The 21,864-nt window shown below is 61.4% G+C and carries 17 protein-coding genes and 1 riboswitch; of the genes, 8 read left to right on the forward strand and 9 right to left on the reverse strand.

Annotated elements, in window-relative coordinates:
* The first annotated feature begins 38 nt into the window (after positions 1 to 38).
* Complete coding sequence (locus tag FY528_RS08615) at positions 39 to 731, forward strand: cell division ATP-binding protein FtsE (protein WP_149070595.1); 693 nt, start codon at positions 39 to 41, stop codon at positions 729 to 731.
* Between the two features lie 36 nt (positions 732 to 767).
* Positions 768 to 1,679, forward strand: coding sequence for a glycosyltransferase family 2 protein (locus FY528_RS08620; protein WP_149070596.1), 912 nt, complete (start codon positions 768 to 770; stop codon positions 1,677 to 1,679).
* A 130-nt stretch (positions 1,680 to 1,809) separates the two neighbouring features.
* On the opposite strand, the gene FY528_RS08625 is transcribed toward FY528_RS08620, so the two are convergent.
* Positions 1,810 to 2,706: a DUF6565 domain-containing protein gene (locus FY528_RS08625; RefSeq protein WP_149070597.1), complete on the reverse strand. Its 897-nt coding sequence runs from the start codon at positions 2,704 to 2,706 to the stop codon at positions 1,810 to 1,812.
* A gap of 122 nt (positions 2,707 to 2,828) precedes the next feature.
* On the opposite strand from FY528_RS08625, the gene FY528_RS08630 reads away from it, so the two are divergent.
* Complete coding sequence (locus FY528_RS08630; RefSeq protein WP_262383949.1) at positions 2,829 to 4,007, forward strand: DegT/DnrJ/EryC1/StrS family aminotransferase; 1,179 nt, start codon at positions 2,829 to 2,831, stop codon at positions 4,005 to 4,007.
* Positions 4,008 to 4,496: 489 nt separating this feature from the next.
* Here the strand turns inward: FY528_RS08630 and FY528_RS08635 are convergent, their stop codons facing one another.
* Positions 4,497 to 5,216, reverse strand: coding sequence for a M48 family metallopeptidase (locus FY528_RS08635; RefSeq protein ID WP_149070599.1), 720 nt, complete (start codon positions 5,214 to 5,216; stop codon positions 4,497 to 4,499).
* A gap of 336 nt (positions 5,217 to 5,552) precedes the next feature.
* Between FY528_RS08635 and FY528_RS08640 the strand changes: the two genes are divergently transcribed.
* From FY528_RS08640 to FY528_RS08650, 3 genes are read left to right on the forward strand one after another with little or no spacing between them, the layout of a single operon-like run.
* A complete protein-coding gene (locus tag FY528_RS08640; RefSeq protein WP_262383950.1) occupies positions 5,553 to 6,578 on the forward strand; it encodes a Gfo/Idh/MocA family protein in 1,026 nt (341 codons plus the stop codon).
* A 24-nt stretch (positions 6,579 to 6,602) separates the two neighbouring features.
* A complete protein-coding gene (locus tag FY528_RS08645; RefSeq protein ID WP_149070600.1) occupies positions 6,603 to 7,286 on the forward strand; it encodes a hypothetical protein in 684 nt (227 codons plus the stop codon).
* A gap of 1 nt (position 7,287) precedes the next feature.
* On the forward strand, positions 7,288 to 8,034 hold the full coding sequence (locus FY528_RS08650; RefSeq protein WP_149070601.1) for an EcsC family protein: 747 nt from the start codon (positions 7,288 to 7,290) through the stop codon (positions 8,032 to 8,034).
* Between the two features lie 167 nt (positions 8,035 to 8,201).
* Here FY528_RS08650 and FY528_RS08655 read toward each other — a convergent pair whose 3' ends face one another.
* Positions 8,202 to 8,666, reverse strand: a complete 465-nt coding sequence (locus tag FY528_RS08655; protein ID WP_262383951.1) for a DUF4890 domain-containing protein — start codon at positions 8,664 to 8,666, stop codon at positions 8,202 to 8,204.
* Between the two features lie 313 nt (positions 8,667 to 8,979).
* Positions 8,980 to 9,072, forward strand: a riboswitch (SAM riboswitch).
* 294 nt (positions 9,073 to 9,366) lie between these two features.
* Between FY528_RS08655 and FY528_RS08660 the strand changes: the two genes are divergently transcribed.
* Both FY528_RS08660 and FY528_RS08665 read left to right on the forward strand, forming a co-directional pair.
* Complete coding sequence (locus FY528_RS08660) at positions 9,367 to 10,821, forward strand: amino acid permease (protein ID WP_149070602.1); 1,455 nt, start codon at positions 9,367 to 9,369, stop codon at positions 10,819 to 10,821.
* A gap of 120 nt (positions 10,822 to 10,941) precedes the next feature.
* On the forward strand, positions 10,942 to 11,817 hold the full coding sequence (locus tag FY528_RS08665) for a CPBP family intramembrane glutamic endopeptidase (protein WP_149070603.1): 876 nt from the start codon (positions 10,942 to 10,944) through the stop codon (positions 11,815 to 11,817).
* 89 nt (positions 11,818 to 11,906) lie between these two features.
* On the opposite strand, the gene FY528_RS21740 is transcribed toward FY528_RS08665, so the two are convergent.
* The 6 genes from FY528_RS21740 to cobA all read right to left on the reverse strand — a co-directional run bounded on the left by FY528_RS21740 (position 11,907) and on the right by cobA (position 21,864).
* The gene (locus tag FY528_RS21740; RefSeq protein ID WP_149070604.1) at positions 11,907 to 13,418 is read right to left on the reverse strand and encodes a TSUP family transporter; all 1,512 of its coding nucleotides are present in this window, start codon (positions 13,416 to 13,418) and stop codon (positions 11,907 to 11,909) included.
* A gap of 125 nt (positions 13,419 to 13,543) precedes the next feature.
* Positions 13,544 to 15,259 (reverse strand): NADPH-dependent assimilatory sulfite reductase hemoprotein subunit, encoded by a 1,716-nt coding sequence (locus tag FY528_RS08675; protein ID WP_149070605.1) that lies wholly within the window; start codon positions 15,257 to 15,259, stop codon positions 13,544 to 13,546.
* Positions 15,259 to 16,032, reverse strand: coding sequence for a DUF2490 domain-containing protein (locus FY528_RS08680; protein WP_149070606.1), 774 nt, complete (start codon positions 16,030 to 16,032; stop codon positions 15,259 to 15,261). Before FY528_RS08680 ends, FY528_RS08675 begins: the two co-directional genes overlap by 1 nt.
* Positions 16,033 to 16,043: 11 nt before the next feature.
* Entirely contained in the window at positions 16,044 to 18,932 is a 2,889-nt protein-coding gene (locus FY528_RS08685) for a TonB-dependent receptor (RefSeq protein WP_149070607.1), read from the reverse strand.
* A 237-nt stretch (positions 18,933 to 19,169) separates the two neighbouring features.
* Positions 19,170 to 21,011 carry an assimilatory sulfite reductase (NADPH) flavoprotein subunit gene (locus FY528_RS08690; protein ID WP_149070608.1) on the reverse strand — a complete coding sequence of 614 codons (1,842 nt, stop codon included), beginning with the start codon at positions 21,009 to 21,011 and terminating at the stop codon, positions 19,170 to 19,172.
* A 70-nt stretch (positions 21,012 to 21,081) separates the two neighbouring features.
* A complete protein-coding gene (cobA, locus tag FY528_RS08695) occupies positions 21,082 to 21,864 on the reverse strand; it encodes a uroporphyrinogen-III C-methyltransferase (protein ID WP_149070609.1) in 783 nt (260 codons plus the stop codon).

Genomic DNA, 21,864 nt, shown 5'->3' on the forward strand with positions numbered 1-21,864 from the left:
TCTCGTTCCTAATTCCTAAGTCCCTCAGCCGTAACCGCATGGCCGTAATAGAGCTCCACGACGCGTATATCATGCAGGAGGTGAATACCGTGCTGCAAAAGGTGTCGTTTCGGCTGGAAAAGGGCGAGTTTGCGTACCTGGTGGGCCGTACGGGTTCCGGCAAAAGCTCCTTGCTGAAAACACTCTACGCCGATCTGCCCCTGGGCGGAGGCACCGGCACCGTAGCGGACGTGCCCCTGCAACGGCTCAGCCGCAGCCAAGTGCCGCAGCTACGGCGCAAGCTGGGTATCATCTTTCAGGACTTCCAACTACTCTTTGACCGCTCCGTTGCCGACAACCTGCTGTTTGTGCTGAACGCTACCGGCTGGACCGGGAAGGCCCGCAAAAAACAACGCATTTCGGAAGTGCTGATGCGCGTGGGCCTGGCCAACGTAGCCGGCAAAATGCCCCACCAGCTTTCCGGCGGCGAGCAGCAGCGGGTGGTAATTGCCCGCGCTCTGCTCAACGAGCCCCTGCTGCTGCTGGCCGATGAGCCCACTGGCAACCTCGACCCTGATGTAGCCGACAGCATCATGCGGCTGTTTGTGGAAATCAACCACGCGGGCACGGCCGTACTAATGGCTACGCACAACTACCCGCTGCTCCGCCAATACCCGCAACGCATTCTGCAATGCAAAGACGGCCACCTGCTGGACTCCGCTACGGCCAACCTGGAGCTGAGCGGCCGTTAAGCTCCAGGTTGTATCAGTTACCCTAGCTTTTCGTTCATGTCTGGCCTGTCGGTTCTGCTACCTATCTATAACCGGGATGTGACCCGGCTGGTAGAGATGCTGGCACAACAAGCTCGTCAGTGGCCCGGCCCCGTGGAAATTCTGTGCTTCGACGACGGTTCTGAGGACGCGGTGCGGGCTCTGAACCGACCCATGGTCGCGTGGGCGGGGGTTGTCTACCACGAACTACCGGCAAATATTGGCCGCTCAGCTATCCGGAACCGGCTGGCGGCGGCGGCTCAGCACCCCTGGCTGTTGCTGCTGGATAATAATATTTCCCTGCCGGACGACCAGTTTCTGGCCCGCTACGCCACGGCCCTCGCCACGGCACCGGTGCTGGTAGGCGGCACAACCTATGCTGCCGAAGCCCCAACCGGGCCCCAACTGTTGCGCTGGCATTACGGCCGCCTGCGCGAAGCCCGCGCCGCGAAGAGCCGCCAACGGCAGCCCTATGCGCAGTTCAACCTGAAAAATGTGCTGATGCGCGCCGATGTGTTTCGCGGCATCGGGCTGGATGAGCACCTCACGCGCTATGGCCACGAGGACACCAAGCTGGGCTGGGCGCTGCAGGAACAGCAGGTACACGTACACCACCTCGATAACCCCGTCCTCCACGATGCCCTGGAGCCAGCGGCGGAGTTCCTGCGCAAGTCGCGGCAGGCGGTGCTCAACCTCGCGCAACTGTATCGGGCCGAAGGACTGGGCACCGATACTAAGCTCCTGCGCTCGGCTTTGCGCCTTCGTAAGATGGGCCTCGACCAGGCGTTCTGCCGGGGGTTTGCGCTGGTGCAGCGCCGGGTGCGCCGACAGCTGCTGCAAGGCGTACCGGGAAGCTTACGGCAGTTCGACGCGCTGAAGCTCTACTGGCTGCTCCTGGCCCTCGGCCGCACCAGGAAAGTAGTTAGCTGATGGCGCTTTCCTGTTAGCCACGACAGCCTACGCCTAAAAACAAACCGCCAGCCCCGTAGAGGCTGGCGGTTGAAACACGATATACAATAGGCGAACGGCGAAGCGCCATTGGCTAGGGGCTAACAGAAAGCTAGTCGTTGTCGGTATTCTTCACTTCCGACTTCACTTCCTTGTAGCCTTCCTTGGTTTTCTCGCCTACTTTTTTGGCGGCATTACCGATTTTCTGGCCTACAGTTTTACCGGCATCTTTCACGTCAGAAGCGGTGTTGCTGGCGGCTTGGCCTACTTTGCTGCGCTCATCGGCCGTTTCAGCGCTTAATTCCTTCGCCTCACCACTCACGGCGTCGGCGCCCTGGGCCGTGCGGGCCTCAGCTTTGTCGTACGACTTGAAGGCCGCGTACTTCAGCTTTTCCTTCTGAATTTCGGCCAAATCTTTGGCTGAAATGTCGCCTTTGATTTTATCGTAGGCCTCATCCAGGGCACGCCACTCAGCATTGATGTTGCGCCAGTCGTCGATGTCGTACTGGTTTTCGTTGGCTTTGATGTTGTTCACGAAGGCCTCATAGGTAGCGCGGGCATTGGCGGCCGTAATCTGGGCAGCAGGGGAGGAGGGCTTGTAGTATTTGCCCAGCTTGGTAGGCGTGCCCGAAGACGCCGAAGCCCCGGCGCGGCTGCTCCAGGCGGCGGCGCGCTTGTCGTACGCCGTAGTGTAGCGGGTTTTCAACTGGTCGTACTCGGTGCGGCGGGCCTCATCCCAGCTCGACATACCGGCTTCGGCAGCGGCTACGCGGGCATCATAATCGGCCTTCAGCTGGGTAGTTTCCTGGTTCCACTGCTCTTCGGTTTTGTCGCCCACCATTTCGGCGTTGGTTTCGGCGTTGGTTACAAAGGTGCGGAAATCGGAATAAGCCTGTTCGCTATCCTGAGCAACTTCGGCTTTTTCGGTTCGGGAGCAGCTTGTTTGCGTCATGGCGCCGGTCAGCAGCAATGCAGCCAGCGCGGGTAGGGTGATGAATTTTTTCAACATGGCAGTAGGGAGGAGAAAGTTGAACGGGAAATAGTCGGCTCATTCTGGAGCTGAACTGCTGCCATAACGACGCCATGCCGCCCGGGGTTACGCACGCGGCGGATAGCCCCGGACTTCTATCTTTGGCGTCCACCCTCGATGCCCTGCCTTCCTTGCCTGCGCTTATTCGTCCTTCCTCGCCCATTCAGTTGCTCGATTTGCCGGCCCAGCACGCGCCCATTCAGGCCGAGCTGGAAGCGGCGGTGCGCCAGACTTTGGCCGAAGCTGCTTTCATCCAGGGGCCGGCCGTGGGGCTGTTTGCGCAGGAACTAAGCCACTACCTCGGCGGTGCCCACGTCATTCCCTGCGCCAACGGCACCGATGCCCTGCAGCTGGCCCTGATGAGCCTGAACCTGCCCGCCGGGGCCGAAGTCATTGTGCCCGCCTTCACCTATGTAGCCACCCTGGAAGCTGCCGCCGTGCTGGGTTTGCGTCCCGTCCTCGCCGATGTACTCCCTGATACGTTCAACCTCGACCCCGCTGCCGTGCAGGCCGCTCTCACGCCCCGCACTGGCGCCATTGTGGCGGTGCATTTGTTCGGCCAGTGTGCCGATTTGCAGGCCTTACGGGCGCTAGCCGACGCGCACGGCGTGGCCCTCATTGAAGACAACGCCCAGGCCATTGGGGCCACGTTTCAGCCTGATTCCGGCAAAACCTGGATGGCCGGCACGGTAGGCGAGGTGGGCACCACCTCGTTCTTCCCCAGCAAAAACCTCGGGGGCTTCGGCGATGGGGGCGCCCTGTTTACCCGGGATGAAGCCCGAGCCGCCTACTTGCGCCAGCTTGCCAACCACGGCCAGACGCGCAAGTACCACCACCAGCACGTGGGCCTCAACTCCCGCCTCGATACCCTGCAGGCGGCCCTGCTGCGCGTGAAGCTGCCCCACCTGCCGGCCTGGACCGCCGCCCGCCAGCGCGTGGCCGCCCGCTACGACGCCCTACTTAGCCCAATAGCCGGCCTCACTATCCCGGGCCGCGACCCGCGCAGCACCCACGTGTTTCATCAATACACCATCTGCGTGGCCGACGAGCCCGGCCGCCGCGACGCCCTGCAGCAGCACCTGCACCGGCACGGCGTACCCAGCGCCGTCTACTATCCACTGCCCGTGCACGAGCAGCCCGCTTACCAATACCTAGGTTACCGAGCCGGGCAATTCCCCGTGGCCGAGCAGTTGTGCCGCACGGTACTGTCGTTGCCCATCCATCCCACACTCTCGGAGCAGGAGCAGGTGTATATCAGCGCGGTGCTGCAGGCATTCTAGGTGGCGCTGCCCGGTCGTATTGCCACCGCAGCAACGTGCGAAAACGCGCTAGGGGGCGAAGGCAAGCCTCACTCCCTAGCGAGTGTGACAGTTGGCAGCCAAAAAGCAGCCAGTCAACTTGTACTGTTTTTCGCAAAAAGTCCGACCTGAGGATTCCAAAAATCCGCCGACCGGATAGCAAAAGTCCAATGTGTGGGCGCAGTCGTCGCGGGCCTGGTCCCAATCGTCGCGGGTCAAGATTCAATCGATGCGGGTATAGATTCACTCGTCGCGGGTCCGGACGCAGTCGTTGCGGGCCAAGATTCACTCGATGCGGCCTTGGATTCAATCGTCGCGGGCCTCGCCGCGGTCGTTGCGGGTTCAGTCACGGGTTTCGCGCAGAAGAATAGTTTTTCGCGCATTGTCTAGCCAGCCAGATTTCAACGCAAACCAGGCTATGCCGAATACTTTAAAAGGTCAGGCTGAGGGAAACGTCTTTTCAGGCAGCGCTCAGTCTGCGTCGGGCGGGGCACCGGGCGTGAGGTGGATGCGGTTCAGCTCGGCCTTGTGCGTCCGCCAATCGGGCATAAACTGATCCATCAGCCCCCAGAAACGGGCATTGTGCAGCCGCTCGTGCAAGTGGTTCAGCTCATGCACCACCACGTACTCCAGGCAGAGCAGCGGCCGCTTCATCAGCTCCAGGTTCAGCCAGATGCGCCGGGCGCCAATGTTGCAGGTACCCCAGCGGGTGCGCATCTGCCGGATGCCCCAACTAGCCGCCTGCCGCCCCACCACCGGTTCCCACTTGGCCAGCAGCTGCGGCATTAGCGCCCGCAGCTGCTGGCGGTACCAAGCCGTGAGTAAGGCCGCGCGCTGATCAGGGGTGGCCTCGGTCGGCACGTAGAGGTGCAGCTCCCGGGTTTCGGGGTGTAGCTCCACCCGGGGACGGTCGGCGGGGTGTACAGCCAGCGTGTAGGCTTGGCCCTGGTAGAAATGCGTTTCGCCCGCTTCAAACTGTAGCTGCGGGGCAGGGGTGCGGGCCGCAAACTGCTGCTGATGTTTTTCAATCCAGGCCCGGCGCGTCCGCACAAACTCCTCCACCGCCGCCAGGGGCGTGTGCAGCGGCGCCGACACGCGCACGCGCCCGGCGGCGTACACCGTCAGCCGCAGACTGCGCATTCGCTTGCGCACCAAGTCCACTTCAATACCAGCCAGCTGCGTCAGGGCCATACAAGATGATGTTTTGGCAAAGGTAGGGGTGAGCCTCGTCCCCGCCGTTCCAAATAAATCAGAACGTCATTCCGAGCATGTGGCGTATCAAGCCAGTGTCCGAGGAATCTTGCGTGCTGATGTTGCCAAATAATCCGTCAGGCTGAGCGGAGTCGAAGCATCTCTACCGCTTTGTTATGATAGCAGTGCAACGAAGCGGTAGAGATGCTTCGACTCCGCTCAGCCTGACGTTCTATTCGGAATGATGGTCTATAAAACTCCTTACAGAACATACGCCCACAACCGCCGGTTTTTTCGCAGCTTGCGGGCTGTTTATGTACCCTGCCAACCGAGTCCGTGGCCGATTCTTTACCTGACATTCGATTCGCTATCTGCGGCGTGGGCCACATTGGCCGCCGTCATGCCTCCCTGGTGGCCCGCCAGCCCGGTGCCCAGCTCGTCGCCCTTATTGATATCCGCATGGAGCTGCAGGCTGCCCTGGCCGCCGAGTTTCCCGGCGTACCCTTCTTCTCGTCGCTGGAGGGGTACCTGCAGGCTGGCCCCGCAGCCGACGTACTCACGGTAGCCACGCCCAACTACCTGCACGCGCCCCAGGCAATTCAGGGCTTGCGGGCCGGCCTGCACGTGGTAGTCGAGAAGCCGATGGCCCTACGCACGCAGGATGCTCAGGCTATTGTGGACACCGCCCAGGCCACCGGCCGCCGCGTGTTTGGGGTGATGCAAAACCGCTATTCCCCGCCCGCCGCCTGGCTTAAGCGCATCTACGACGAAGGTCGCCTTGGGCAGATTTACCTCGTGCAGCTCACCTGCTTCTGGAACCGCGACGAGCGGTACTACACGCCCGACTCCTGGCACGGCTCCCGCCAGCACGACGGGGGCACGCTGTTCACCCAGTTCAGCCACTTTGTAGACTTGCTCTACTGGGTGTTCGGCGACATCACCAACATCTCGGCCCGCTTCCGTGACTTCAACCACCAGCACCTCACCGAGTTCGAAGACTCCGGCCTCGTCACCTTCGACCTCGTGCGCGGGGGCAGTGGCACGCTGCAGTACAGCACCGCCGTGTGGGACCAGAATCTTGAAAGCTCCCTCACGGTGGTAGCCGAGCATGGCAGCCTGCGCCTCGGCGGCCAGTACATGGACAAAGTAGAGCACTGCCACCTCCGCGACTACCAGTTACCCGCGCTGCCCCCCACCAACCCCGCCAACCACTACGGCGCCTACCAGGGCTCCGCTGCCAACCACGTCCACGTCATCGAAAACGTGCTGGAAACCCTGCAAAAAGGCGGTTTGGCTACCACGAATGCGCTGGAAGGCCTGAAGGTGGTAGAAATGATTGAGCGGGTGTATAGCTTGAAATAACTCTTATCCAGAAACACTTATTCAATGCAGGTCATTTTGAGCTTATGGCTGGGTTTCTTGGCAGGCTATAATCCCAGTACTACAGTACTGCAACCATCTACGTTGCGTGCGAAGCCAGGATATACTTTACAAATCAGTACGAAAGCTGCATTTGATAAAGCACATTATCTGGCAAAACCCAGCATTGTGATGAATTGGCACAACGTCACAGTTTCCAAGAAATCAGTAAGAATAAAATTAAGTAATGGTAAAGCCGTAAGCTTTGTAGGAAAGCCGGCGGAGAAATATGAGGTTGATCAGGAAGAGTTCAGTTATGCAGGCAGCATAGCCGCTATTCATAAGTGCCTGGTCCGCTGCCAATACTGGGAATCTTCCAGAACATACATTGTCGATCAGCAGAGTGGTCGGGTCGATACCTTATGGGGCACTCCTGCGCTTTCGTCTGATCTTACCAGAATGGCTTCCTTATACGCTGGTTGGGGTATGGAGGAAATTAACGGAGTGCAGATATATAAGATGGTAAATGGAAGGGTAAAGCCATTAATAACCATTGATCAGCAGGATTGGATACCAATAGATTTATGTTGGAGCGGTAGCCAAGTAGTGCTTTTAAAAGTAGTCCCGGCAGCAGTTGCCGAAAAGGAAGCGGGGCAGTTAGCAAGGTTGCCGGCAAGCAAATACAAGTACCTGCAACTTACGATACGATAGAATGCCTAGCCCCTACGACCATCAAGCCCTACCTGACTTTGAAGCTTGGCAGCAACGGATGCAGCGGAAGCCCACGCTGCTGGGCCGCCTTACCCGCCGGGTGCAAGCGCGACTCAACGCCCTGCTGCCCGAAAAGCTGCACAAGGCCCTCACCGTCGCCATCCAGAAAATGGTGCAGGGCGTGCTGTTCGGTTCTATGCACACCACCCGCAAGCCCCTGCCCGATACCGCTCTGGCCGAGCGCGAAGCCCTGGTGCGCACCCGCATCCGCTACTACCGCAACACAGCCGCCGCCGAAGGTGCCGCCACCGGCGCGGGCGGCTTCCTGCTCGGCCTCGCCGATTTTCCGCTGCTGCTCGGTCTCAAGCTCAAGCTCCTTTTCGACGTAGCCGCCCTCTACGGGCACGATGTACGCGACTTTTCCGAGCGGCTGTTCCTGCTGCACATCTTTCAGCTGGCCTTTAGCTCCCAGCACACCCGCAACGAAATCTACCAGCGCGTAGCTACCTGGGAAACCTACCGCCACACCCTGCCCACCGATGTCAACGAGTTCGACTGGCGCACCTTCCAGCAGGAGTACCGCGACTACATCGACCTAGCCAAGCTGGCCCAGCTCATTCCCGTCATCGGGGCGGCCGTGGGAGCGGTGGCCAACTACAAGCTGGTCGAGCAGCTCGGCGAAACTGCCATCAATTGCTACCGCCTGCGCTGGTTTGCGGCCGAGAAGGAACAAGAACGACTACCATAAATACGCGTCATGCTGAGCGTAGCCGAAGCATCTCGACCGCTTCGTTGCAATGGCAATTGATTAGTAAGAGGTAGAGATGCTTCGCCAAGCTCAGCATGACGGTCTATTAGGTCATAAAAAGGCCCCGGTGTTTCCGTCGGGGCCTTTTTTATGCGTGAACCAGCAGCTTAGCTTTTGCCTTGCTGAGGAGCCGCCATGTGCTGGCGGTGAGCTTTGCGCTTCTGCATCCGCTCGGCCTGCAGCTGGGTGTATTTGGCATACTGCTCGGCACTCAGGATTTGCTTAAGCTGCGCTTCGTAGCGCTGCTTGCTGGCTTTCATGGCCGCGTGGTGCTGCTTTTTGTCGGCAGGAGCGGGGGTGGTGCCGGCCTGGGCCTTGTGGGCCTGCATTTCCTGGAAACGGGCCAGGTGCAGCTGGCGAACCTGCGTAGTTTGAGCGGCCGAAAGGTTCAGCTTCTCGGCCATTTTCTTGGCGGCTTTGTCGGCGCGCTGCTCGGGCGTGAGGTTGGCTTTCTGGCCTTTATGGCCGCGGTGCATTTTAGCCGGTCCAGTTGGAGCCGAGGTGGTTTGGGCCGACGCTACGCCAGCGGAAAACGAGAAGGCAAGAAGGAGGACAAGAAGCTTTTTTTTCATGACGAGAGAAGAAGTGAATTGTACAACTGAGGAGAAGAAGCCCGCGTCCAGCTGAAACAGCAAAACCGGCTTCGATGGGGTGGTTTGCAACTCCGGTGCCAGTTTCGGCGAAATCAGGCTAAAACTCCTTCTGAAAAAATTTAAATTTTCGGGTTAAACTTTCACCCTGAATTATCATCGGGTAGAGCAGGATCTTGTTTAGCAGGGCATTACGTCCGGCCAAGGCTTGAAATTGCGACTGAGGTGGCGGTTTGCAGGCCGGAAATTCCGGGGCTACCTTTGCGGTATCAATTCTTTCTAGCCCGAAGGATTGTTTTTATACAGAGGCGCCGAGAGACAGGCTCGACGACGCGCCGGCAACCACCCGCACTCCGCGGAACGGTGCCAACTCCTGACCATATAAAAACAAGTTGCCGTGGACTTTTTGCCTCGCCGTACTGCTCTGCCTATCGTTTCTGCTGCCTTCGTGTGCCTGACTGGTGCTGCTGAGGCTTGTTGTAGCGCGCGGTGTTGTTGCTGAGCTAACCTGCCTGCGGGCCTGAGCTAGCCGTTGCCGGCTCCTTTCTCTGTTTTTCCTGTTGCGCAAATGCCCCGGTCGGATTAGACTGGCTGGGCTGGTCTGTTTTGCAGCTGCCAGAAACCAGGTTGCGCCATTTTCTTCACTTACCCGGGAAGCTCAGGCTTCTCGCCACCCCTGTTTATGCTTAAAAAGTCCCTGGAACTCCTGCGGCTGGAAGCCGCCGAAACCGGCGCGGGCACGCTCAAACGTACCCTCAACGGCTTCAACCTGATTGCCATCGGCATCGGGGTTATCATCGGTGCGGGTTTGTTTTCGCTAACGGGTATTGCGGCGGCCAACAACGCTGGTCCGGCCGTTACGCTTTCCTTCGTGGTAGCGGCCGTGGGCTGCGCCTTTTCCGCCCTGTGCTACGCCGAGTTTGCCGCCATGGTGCCGGTAGCTGGCTCGGCCTATACCTACGCTTACGCCACTATGGGCGAGTTGTTCGCCTGGATTATCGGCTGGGATTTGGTCCTGGAATACTCGGTGGGTGCTGCTACGGTGGCCATCAGCTGGTCGCAGTACCTACTCAAGTTTCTGAGCAAGTATGGCATTCATCTGCCCCCGCAGCTGGTGATGTCGCCGTTTGAAACGGCCGCGCTGGCCGATGGCAGCACCGTGCACGGCTTCGTGAACGTGCCCGCTATGCTCATCGTGCTGGCCATTACGCTCATCATCATCCGCGGTACCTCGGGCTCGGCCTGGTTCAACGCGCTGGTGGTGACGCTGAAGGTGGCTGTGGTGCTGGTGTTCATTGCCCTGGGCTGGCAGTACATCGATCCGGCCAACTACCAACCCTACATCCCGCAGAATACCGGTGTATTTGGGGAGTTTGGCTGGAGCGGCATTCTGCGCGGGGCGGGCGTGGTGTTCTTCGTGTTCATCGGCTTTGATATTGTGGCCACCATGGCCCAGGAAACCAAGAACCCCCAGCGCAATATGCCCATCGGCATCATCGGTTCTTTGCTCATTTGCACCGTGCTGTTCGTGCTCTTTGGCCACGTGATGACGGGCCTGGCCAACTACACCGAGTTCAAGAACAGCGCCGCGCCCGTGGCCATTGCCATCGAGAAAACGCCCTACGCCTGGCTTTCCTCGGCGGTTATTCTGGCCATCATCATCGGCTACACCTCCGTCATTCTGGTGGACTTACTAGGTCAGAGCCGGGTGTTTTTCTCCATGGCCAAGGACGGGCTGCTGCCCCCGGTTTTCGCCCGCATTCACGAGCGGTTCCGCACGCCCCTGCAGTCGAACCTGCTGCTCGGGCTGTTCATTGCTTTGTTCGCGGGCTTTGTGCCCATTTCGGTGGTAGGTGAGATGACGAGCATCGGCACGCTGCTGGCTTTCGTGATGGTGTGCGCGGGCGTGCTCATCATGCGCAAAAAAGAGCCCGACGCGCCCCGCGGCTTCCGCACCCCGCTGGTGCCACTAGTGCCCATTCTCGGCATCGTCACCTGCTTGGTTATGATGTTATCCTTACCCTGGGAAACGTGGCTGCGCCTGGCTGTGTGGCTGGCCATCGGACTGGCTATCTACTTCGGCTACGGCCGCAAGCACAGCAAGCTGGGGCAGCAAGCGGCGCAACGAGCGGGCTAAGCAAGCAGCTGAAGTGAATTGACAGCTACGGGCTGGGGTGAAAACCTCGGCCCGTTCTGTTTTATGCCGGGGCGCTACTTAGCTTTACTCCCGATTTAGTTTCACTTATCAGTTTATTGAATGGCAACAACTGTACTTGAGTCGCCGACCAAAGCCCGTAGGCCACCAGCTTACCCCACCATCAAAGAAAGCTGGGCGTTTCTGGGGTGGTATCTGCTCGTGATGCTGGGGGGCGGTATTCCCCTATTACTGCTCTGCGAAAAAGTCCTGCACCTTTCCCTGGCCTCCGGTCTGGTTATCATGACGGTAGTTGGTAATCTGGCCTTGCTGGGTATTATGCGCTGGCAGGCCGGCCGGCGCTGGCTGCCCATCAGGCTGCGCGGGCAGGAGCAAATGTGGCTGTACGTGGCGCTGCCTGTGCTGGTGCTGGCCATGCTTCTGGTGATTTCTCTCGTGGATTTGCTGCACCTGCCTAACAGGGCAGATAAAACGTTTAAAGACCTGGCGAAAAGCCCGATCTTGGCTTTTGTGAGCCTGTGTCTGATGGCGCCCATCCTGGAAGAGCTGCTGCTAAGAGGGGTTCTGCTGCGGGGGCTCCTGCGCAACTACCCCGGGCGGCCGTGGCTGGCTATTGGCTTATCAGCAGTGGTTTTCGGCCTTATCCACATCAACCCGGCGCAGGTAGTGGCTACAGCATTAATCGGCCTCGTGCTGGGGTGGCTCTACTACCGCACGCAGTCCCTGTGGCTGTGTATGGCCGGGCATGCCCTGAATAATCTGCTGGCTTTCGCGGGCATGATGAGTGGCAAGGAGCTGGAGGAAAAGTCGGCCGTGGAAGCCTTTAGCTCCTGGGGAGCATACCTCGGAGCGGTAGCACTAAGTGCGTTGGTGCTGTACTGGTTGCTGCGGCGGATTCAGCGTACCACAGTGCCTGCGAATTCGGCTTCCAATCCAGGAGAATCTGCGGGTGAAGTCACATTGCCGGAAGCTGGTTGATACGATACCCGATTATAGTTAAAAAGCCTCACCAAGAATTTGGTGAGGCTTTCTGCTGCGTGTTAGGTACGTCACGATGCGCTCTGCTTTTATAGAAACAGCTTGCGCAACGACCACAGGCTCCACACAATGACCATCAAGCCCACGCCCACGAACATCCAGCGCGTGGGAATACGGCCGGCGAGACGGGCAGCAAAGGGCGCGGCGGCAATGCCACCCACAATCAGCCCGAGGATAATCTGCCAGTGTGAAATGCCAATGGTGGCGAAAAACGTGAGGGCGCTGGCAAACGTGACGAAGAACTCCGTGACGCTCACCGAGCCGATAACGTACTGCGGCGTACGGCCCCCGGCAATGAGGGTGCTGGTGACCAACGGGCCCCAGCCACCGCCGCCAAACGAATCCAGGAAGCCCCCGGCGGCCGCCAGAAAGCCCAGCTTCTTGTGCTTTTTGCGCGGCCCGGGTTTGGAAAAGGCTTTTGAAATAATGCGAATTCCCAGCAGCAATAAGTACACGGCCAGGAAGGGCCGTACGTAGCTGCCGTAGGTTTCTCCGAATTTAGACAGCAGAAATGCGCCCAGAATAGCGCCCAATACCCCCGGAATCAGCAGCACTTTGAACAGCTTCTTGTTCACGTTGCCGAAGCGGTAGTGGTGGTAGCCCGAGGCCCCGCTGGCAAACATTTCGGCGGTGTGAATGCTGGAGCTGACGGCCGCCGGCGAAATGTTCAGCGTCATCAAACTAATGGCCGTGACCACGCCGTAGCCCATGCCCAGCAGCCCGTCAATGAGCTGGGCCCCGAAGCCGATGGCCACGAAGAGGTAGAACGTCTGGGAAGAGCTGGCCACGGCCCACACCTGCTGCCAGGTGAAGTAGTAGGACAGAATATTGAACACCAGCATGGCCGCAAACGCCAGCAGGGAGGCCGTGGCAATCTTGCGCCACCGCGCCGCCGCCGGCGACTCGTACGCCGGCCCGCCCGTCAGCTCGGCCGTCACGGCGTTCAGGGACTTCACCTTGTGGGCAAAGTCGCCGCCTACTTTCTCCCGAATCTGGGCCATGCGCTGGAGCACGTCGTGGAGCTCGTCGGGCAGGGTGTGGGTGAGCATTTCGCGCAGGCGCTTGGCAATGGTGGGCGACTTGCCGTTGGTGCTGATGGCAATTTTCAGGTCGCCCTTCTGCACGATGGAGCCCAGGTAAAAGTCGCAGGCGGCGGGCGTGTCGGCCACGTTGCAGAGCAGGCGCTGGCGCGTGGCGTCGGCCTTGATGCGCAGGTTCAGCTCCTTGTCGTTGGTGGCCACAATCACCAGGTCGTGGCCCACCAGGTCGGTGGGGTGGTAGGGCTGCTCGCGCAGCTGCACGGCGGGGTGGCGCTCGGCCAGCAGTTGCAGCTCCGCCGAAAACCAGGTAGCCACCACCGTAATGGCCGCGGCGGGGCTGTTGGCCAGCATGGCCGACAGCTTCTCGAAGCCCACGGCCCCGCCGCCCACCAGCAGCACGTGCAGCTGCTCCAGCTTCAGAAACACCGGAAACAGCCGGTTTACATCCGGCTGGGGCGGCGGCTCGGGCTGCGGCAGGACGTTGTTAGAAGTTAGAGGCATGGCGGTTGTGGTCAAAATCGAAAAACGGCTGTCATCCTGAGCTGGCGAAGTACCTCGTCACGTTAGGCTCATCGTGCTGACGTGATAAGGTCCTTCGCAGGCTCAGGATGACAACGGGGTAAAAGTTAATCGTGGAAGGTGAGGCCGCTGAGGGTGGGCTTTACGTAGCCCTGGCGGACCACAAAATCCCCGAACCGCTCCTGGGGCTGGCGGTTTTGGGCGTAGTCAGTGAGCAGGGGCGTAAGCTCCCGCACAATGCCGTCTTCGTCCACCATTTCCCGGTACAGCTTGTTCATCCGCTCCCCGTTGAAAGCGGCCCCGAGGTACAGGTTGTAGCGCCCCACGGCCCGGCCCACCAACCCGATTTCGCCCAGGTAGGGGCGGGCGCAGCCGTTGGGGCACCCCGTCATCCGCAGCAGAATATCGTCCTGTGCCAGGCCCAGGGCGCGGATTACTTCTTCCAATCTAGCTAAAAGTTGGGGAAGATAGCGCTCCGCCTCGGCAAAAGCCAACGTGCAGGTGTTCAGGGCTACGCAGGCCAAGGCCCCGCGCCGCAGGCCGGTGTGCACGTCGTTGGCTTCCACCGCTACGCCGTGCTCCGTCAGTATGGCCTGCACCGCCAGCTCGTGCTCGGGCGCCACGTTGGCTAGGATCAGGTTCTGGTTGCCGGTGAGGCGGAAGTCGCCGGTGTGGAAGCGGGCAATTTCGCGCAGGGCGGTTTTCAGCTGGCTGGATTCGGTGTCCAGCACGCGGCCGCCTTCCACGAAGAGCGTGAGGTGGCGGGCGCCAGCGGGGCCGGTGCTCCACCCGAAGGCGTCGCCGGAGGAGCGGAAGGTGTAGGGGCGGGCGGGCTCCAGCTCAAAGCCCAGGCGGCGGTTCAGCTCGTCCCGGAACACGTCGAGGCCCACGCGGTCCAGGGTGTACTTGAGGCGGGAGAACTTGCGGTTTTCGCGGTTGCCCCAGTCGCGCTGAATGGTGACTACCTGCTCGCAGGCGTCCACTGCCTTGTCGGCGGGCACGAAGCCGATGATGTCGGCCAGGCGCGGGTAGGTGTCGGGCATGCCAAACGTCATGCCCATGCCCCCGCCCACGGCCACGTTGAAGCCCAGCAGCTCCCCGTTTTCCTCAATGGCAATCAGCCCCAGGTCGTTGGCGAAGATGTCGGTATCGTTGTAGGGCGGCACGGCCAGCGCAATCTTGAACTTGCGGGGCAGGTAGGTTTTGCCGTAAATGGGCTCAACGTCACCCTCCGCGTCGTTCAGCACGCTGCTGTACTTCGATTCCCCATCGAGCCACAGCTCCCAGTAGGCCGAGGTGCGCGGGGTGAGGTGGGCGCTGATGGCCTTGGTGACTTCGTACACCTGCTCGTGCACCCGCGAGAGGTGGGGGTTGGGGTTGAACATCACGTTGCGGTTCACGTCGCCGCAGCCGGCAATACTGTCCAGCAGCACATCGTTGAAGCCCTGAATGGTGGCTTTCAGGTCGCGCTTGAGCACGCCGTGCAGTTGGAAGGCCTGGCGGGTGGTGAGCTTGAGCGTGTGGTTGCCGTAGGCGTCGGCCAGCTCGTCCATGCGCAGCCACTGGTCGGCCGTAGCCACCCCGCCCGGCACCCGCACCCGAATCATGAAGGAGTAGAGCGGCTCCAGCTTCTGGCGCTTGCGCTCCGAGTCCAGGTCGCGGTCCGTTTGCTGGTAGGAGCCGTGGAACTTGATGAGGTGGGTATCGTCGGGGTAGAGGGCGCCGGTAATCGGGTTCTGCATGCTTCCGGCCAGGGTGCCGCGCAAAAAGTTGCTGGCATCCTTCACGTGTTCAACTTCGGAGAGCTTAAGGGTGTCGGCCATTAGGGTTGGGAAGGGCTAGGCGTGGGGACGGGCGGGGGCGTAGGCCGCAGGTCGAAATTGTGGAAGTAGAACAGCCGGATGGTGTGCTGATTGCGGTAGGTGCTGCCCGCCGGCAGCTGCTGAAACAAATGCATGTAGCCGCCCTGCAGCTGCCCGTGCTTGTTTACCTGGTACACCAGGCCCGCAAACAGCCGGTTCTGGTCGAAGTAGTTGTAGCGGATTTCCCGGCCGAAGTTCATCATCACCTCGTTGTTGATCAGCAGCTGCACCCCGCCCGGCTCGAAGCCGCGCTTGGTGAGGGGCACAAACAGGGCCGCGTTGTAGCGGGTGCGGTAGTTGAAGTCGAAGTCGTCGGTGGGCTCATTCTCGGCAATGGTGCGCCGGAACCGCTCTTCCAGCCGCACCCACTGCATCAGGCGGGCCTTGGGGAACTTGGTGAACCACTGCACCTGCTGCCAGGGCCGGTGCTCGGGCTGGGCCACGGTGCGGGCCCCGTCGGGGTAGTGGTGCACGTAGGCGTAGCCGGCGGTCAGGCGCACGTCGTCGGTGAGGTAGTAGGTAAGGCCCACGCGGGCCAGGGCCTGAAATTTCTTTTGCACGAAGTGGTCGTGCAGGCGCAGCTGCAGGTCGGTCCAGGAGCCCCAGCGCGGCGAGTACCGCGTTTGGTTGAACACTCCCACCCAGGTCTGCTGCTCCCGCACGTACTGCTTCTGGGCCCGCAGCGGGGCGGCGGCCAGCAAGAGAAAGAGCAGAGAAAAGAAGGCGCGTGACATAGGGGCCGGGGCTAGCGGATGACGTTGTTGTCGAAGGTGAGGGCCACGTAGTAGAGGCCGCCGATGGTGGGACCGGCCGCGTACTGGATGTAGCGGTTGTTGAGCAGGTTGGTGCCCCCCAGCTTAATGGTCGACTTCAGGGCCGGCAGGCGCACGTTTACCTGGGCGTCTACGGTAGAGTAGGCCGGAATCTGGCCGTTGGCCAGCTGGCTTTCCCAGTAGAAGGCATTCTGGAAGCGCCACACCACATTAAAGCCCACGTTGCGCACAATCTCCCGGTTGCCGAAGCTCAGGTTCGTGGTCCACTTCGGCGTGTTGAAGCCGGTGATGAACACGTCCTTTTCCTCGTTGGCGGCCAGGTTGTTGTAGTTCACGTTGCCGGCCACCGTGTACTTCTGGTAGAAGTTGTAGGTGATTCCTAGGGCCGAGCCGTAGCTGCGGTAGGTGTTGCGGGCGTTGGTGTACACGCGGTAGCGGTCCTGCTTGGCGCGGGAAAGCATGTCCAGCACGGAGGCGTCCGTCAGCACTGGTCCGGTTTTCGGCACGGCCACTTCCACCTGCCCCAGGAAGCCGGAGTACTCGTTGTAGTAGGCGTCCACGTCCAGGGCCAGGCTGTTGTCGAGCAGCACGCTCTTGTAGCCTACCTCAAAGGCGTTGATGTGCTCGGGCTGCTCGGTGGGCAGGTTGGCTACCCGCAGCACGTCCCGGTTTTTGAGGGCGGCCTCGTTGCGGGGCAGGCCGGCGGCCACATCCTTGTTCACGGCGGCCGTGAAGTTGTCGAGCGAAGTCAGCGTGTAGGAGTTTTCGAGGAAGCCCAGGCCTTCGTTTACGCGGGCCAGGCCGCCCACACGGCGCACGTTGCCGTTGTTCACAAACGACAGGGCCTCAAACAAGGCCGGGAAGCGCCAGCCGTTCTGGAAGGAAGCGCGCAGGTTGTGGCGCTGGGCAATGGTGTACACGGCCGCCACCCGCGGGTTCAGCTTGGGGTTGAACTCGGGGTTGTAGTCCACGCGCAGGGAGGCATTCAGCTTGAGGCGGTCCTGGAACAGCAGCTTGGTGGCCTGGGCGAATGCGCCGTACTTCTTGTAGTACAGGTTCTGGCCGCCGGGCGTGTTGCGGTCGGCCAGGGGCTTGGAGAAGTCCACGAAGTTGTTGCCGTCGGGCACCACCTCGTAGATGCGGGCGTCGGCGCCCATCACCACATCGGCAAACCTGATGCGCTGGCCCAGATTCCACTGCGCCTCGTTGTGGTAGGTGCGGCTGCGCTGCCAGAGGGCGGCCCCGCCGGTGGCCGGGGCGCCCGGCACGTTCACGCCGCTGTCCCAGTTGTTGATGCCGGTGATGGTGTTTTTCAGCTGCTCGAAGGCGGCCGTGCCGGGCTGGGCCCGACCAGCATCGGCGGCGGCGCGGGCCGCCTGCATGGCAGCGGCCAGGTCGGTGCCGGCGTCTACCTGCTTCTGCAGCTCGGCCTGAAACTTATCGGCCCAGCTGGTTTTGGGGCCGGAGCCGGTAGTGAGGGCCGTGGCGCCGTTCTGCAAATCCAGGTTCAAAGCCAGCGGGTTCAGGTTATAGGAGTCCCCCGTATTTTCTACCAGCACGTAGCTGCGTACGTAGTAGTCGGCCCCGCGCAGCTCCAGCTTGTGGTTCTGCACCGCCACGTCCTTGAGCTGAATCTTGTTGCCGCGCTGGAAAATGCCGTCCATCAGGCCGTAGCGGTAGCCGTAGCTCAGCTCCAGCTTGTCGGTGAACTTGTAAAACAGGCCGCCGTCGAACTTGAGGTTGCGCACGGTGGGCGAAATCAGGTCCTTCTCGTAGTAGCCCGTGCGGCGTACGTTGAAGGTTTCCGTCTTGCCCTGGTAGGTGATGGGAATGGCCACGTTGCCGCTGCGGTCGTCGCCGTAGCGGTTCCAGAGGTCGGCGGCGGGGTTGTTGGCCCCACTCAGCTCCGGGAAGCGCGGGTTGGCCGAGTTCAGGCTCTGGGGGTTCTGGTCAATCTGGGTGTCGGCCAGCCAGTCGGTGCCGCGCAGGTAGGAGCCATTCAGCTTGAAGGCAAAGCGGCTGCCAATGGCCCGGGCGTAGCGCACGGCCGTTTCGGTGAGGGCGCTGGGGTCCCGGTCGCGGCCATCCACGTGGTTGACGCCCACTTTCTGGTACACGCTCAGGCCCTGGTAGGTGAAGGCGCTTTTGGTGGTGAGGTTGGCCATGCCGTTGATGGCGTTCATACCGTAGAGGGCCGAGGCCGCGCCGGGCGTAATTTCCACGGAGGCAATGTCCAGCTCCGTGGGCCCGATGGCGTTGCCTAGGGGCACGCCCAGGGTGGCCGCCTGCATGTCCACGCCGTCCACCAGCTGCATAAAGCGGAAGTTATTGGGGATGTTGAAGCCGCGGGTGTTGGGCACTTTGAAGGTGAGCGAGCTAGTCGTCATCTGCACGCCCTTCACGTTTTCCAGGGCGTCGTAGAAGCTGGGCGCGGGCGTTTCCTTGATGGCGCGGATGTCGAGCTTCTCAATGGCCACCGGGGAGCGAAGCCGGCTTTCCTCCACCCGGGAGGCCGACACCACCACCTCATTCACCAGTACGGGCTTGGATTCCAGCTGCACGGCAATGGGCTGGCTGCCGCTGGCAATTTCCAGCTCCCGGGGCTCGTAGCCAATGATGTTGAAGACGATGGTGAACGGAAACCGCAGGCGGGCCTGGAGCACAAACTTGCCGCTGGCGTCGCTCTGGGCGCTCATCAGGCCGCCCTTCACGTTCACGCTCACGCCGGGCAGGGGCTGTTGGGTGTCTTTTTCGCGGACGGTGCCGCTGATGGAAATCAATTGGTCCTGGGCCTGGGCGGCCATCAGACTGGCAAACAGTAAGATCAGGAGAATCCAGAAAGAAGCGTAGTACTTCTTCATCACAGAAAAGGCGTTTGGAGGAGAAAGAGAAGGGAGTAGACTGGGCTGGGGGAGCCAGCAGAAAAGGAGGGAAGCCTGGGCTTCCAGGGTGCCTTAGGGGCGTAGCGGTAAGCGGCTCGGGTCAGGCACACGGCGGCTTTTACCGGCTACTACAACATCGTCTTTGCGAAACGCGCATCTGGTTGGACTGAGTAAGTAGTGTTTGGGCTAAGGGAGCTTGATTGGTTGCTGGGCTGACTAGTACACGTCTTCCAGGTAGCGGCGCTGTTTGCGCAGCTGTTTGATGTAGTCGGCGGCGTAGTCGGCGTCTTTCCCGCTTTCCTGCTGAATGATGGTGAGCAGCGCCTGGCGCACGTCGGCGGCCATGCGGTTTTTATCGCCGCACACGTAGAAGTAGGCCCCGTTTTCGAGCTGGTGGTAGAGGCGGGCGCTTTGCTCAAGCAGACGGTGCTGGATGTACACTTTCTGCTGCTGGTCGCGGGAGAAGGCCACGTCGAGGCGGTCCAGCGTGCCTTTTTTCAGGTGCTGCTGCCACTCGGTCTGGTACAGGAAGTCGGTGGTGAAGTGGGGGTTGCCAAACACCAGCCAGTTTCGGCCGGCCGCGCCGGTTTCGGCCCGCTCCTCCACGAAGGCCCGGAACGGGGCCACGCCGGTGCCCGCGCCCACCAGGATAATGTCGGTAGCCGCATCCTGAGGCAGCTTGAAGTACTCGTTGCGGTCAATCCACACGCGGGCCGTGTCGCCGATGGTCAGCGCATCGGCCTGGTAGGCCGAGCAGGCGCCGTGCTTGCGGCGGCCATTGGTTTCGTAGCGCACGGCGCCTACGGTGAGGTGTACTTCCTCGGGGTGAGCCAGCAGAGAGCTGGCAATGGAGTAGGCCCGGGCCGGCAGAGGCCGCAGCACCGCCGCCAGCTGCTGGCCCGATAGTTCTACCGGAAACTCCGTGAGCAGGTCAGCCACGTCGCGGCCGTAGAGGTAGTCGGGCAGCTGGGCTTTGTTGGTGAGAATGTCGCGCAGCTTGGGGTGCTGCGGGGCCACGGCGGCGTAGCGTTCCAGCACGTCACGCGTAAGCACCGACAGCTCCAGCTTCTCGGCCAGGGCCGTGTGCAAGTCAAATTCCGTGTCGTTGAGCTTTACCGGGGCCGTGGCGTTCAGGCGCGCGGCTTGGATTACCTCCTGCACCAAGGCCTCCTGGTTCACGGGCTGCACCATCAGCGCGTCGCCGGCTTCGTAGGCAATGCCGGAGCCCGCCAGGGAGAATTCCAGGTGGTAGGTTTCCTTGGTAGAGCCGCGGCCGTTCAGCTGGATTTTCTCCAGCAGCTCCGCGGCGAAAGGGTTGTGGCTGGTGTATTCCACCTTTTCTTCCACTTCAGCCTCACCCGCGGCCACCAGCTGGTTTACCTGCACGAATGGCTGCGCAGTGGCAACTGGGGCGGTAGCCGGGGCCGGCTGGGCTACCAGGGCCAGCACCTGCCCGGCCCAGCGGCGGGTTTCGGCCTCAAACTCCACGTCGCAGTCTACCCGCTCCAGCAGGCGCTTGCCACCCAGCTCGGCCAGGCGCTGGTCGAACTCGAAGCCCGTCTGGCAAAACTGCAGGTAGCTTTTGTCGCCGAGGGCCAGCACGGCGTAGCGCAGGTTGGGCAGCTTGGGGGCGCGGTTGCTCAGTAAGAACTGATGCAGCTCCTCGGCGGCAATGGGCGGGTCGCCCTCGCCCTGGGTGCTTACCACCACCAACAGCTGCTGCTCGTTTTTCAGCTCCTTGGTCGGGTAGTCGTTCATGTCGCGCACGGCTACGGCTAGGCCGCGCTGCCGGGCCGCTTCGGCTACTAAGCCCGCCGCCTTCTTGCTATTGCCGGTCTGGGAGCCAAACAGGATGGTCAGGCGGGCCGTATCAGCGGCGGGCGCGGCGGCCACCGCAGTAGCGGGCAGGGCCACAGCGCCTGCCGCGGCACCGGCCGAGCGGCCGTAGAAGTACCCACTCAGCCACAGCAGCTGCTGCTCGGTGAGGCCGCCCGCGAACTGCTGAAGGCTGGCGTCATCCAGACCCAGGGGCAGCGTGAAAGTTGAGGTGATGGACATGGCAAAAACAGGATGACGGCGTAGAGGGAAGTCAGTAGAAAACGGCCGGAAACCCGTCCGAGTAGGTAAATCAGGCCACCTCGGCGTAAGAGGCGTCGGCAAAAACGGTGGGTAGGGCCTGCGTCAGCACTTCGGGCGTGGCCAGCCGCGTCACTTCCCCAATGATGATGATGGCCGGGGCCCCGATGCCGGCTTCCAGCGCCCGGGCCGGTAGTTCGGCTACGGTGCCAGTTACCAGCCGGGCGGTGGGCAGGGTGCCGTTCTGAATAATGGCGGCGGGCGTCTCGGCTTGGCCCTGCGCGCAGTAGAGTTGCACGATATTGGGCAGCTCACCCAAGCCCATCAGTATCACGGTGGTAGCGCGGGAGCGGGCGGCTTCGGCCACGCTGGAAGCCAGCTCGCCGGTAGCCGTGGTGGCCGTAATCACCCGGAAACCTTCACTGGCGCCCCGGTGCGTGACCGGAATGCCCACGCTGCCCGCCGCCGCTACCGCGCTGCTGATGCCGGGCACGTAGTCGGTGCGCAAGCCATGGGCTTCGGCATACAGCATTTCCTCCCGGCCCCGCCCAAACACGAATGGGTCCCCACCTTTCAGGCGCACCACGTGGCCGGAGCGGTGGGCGTGCTCTACGATCAGGGCATTGATTTCGTCCTGGGAAAAGCTGCGCATGCCGCGCCGCTTGCCCACCGATACCAGCACGGCGTCCGGCCTAGCGTGTTGCAGTAGCTCCCGGTTTGCCAGGGCATCGTAGAGGATGACGTCGGCTTCACCCAGCACCCGCGCCCCTTTGAGCGTGAGCAGCTCCGGGTCGCCGGGGCCGGCTCCAAGGACAGTCAGACGGGGCGTTTTCAT

Origin of the sequence: Hymenobacter lutimineralis (genome assembly GCF_008271285.1) — a bacterium.
Lineage (GTDB): Bacteria > Bacteroidota > Bacteroidia > Cytophagales > Hymenobacteraceae > Hymenobacter > Hymenobacter lutimineralis.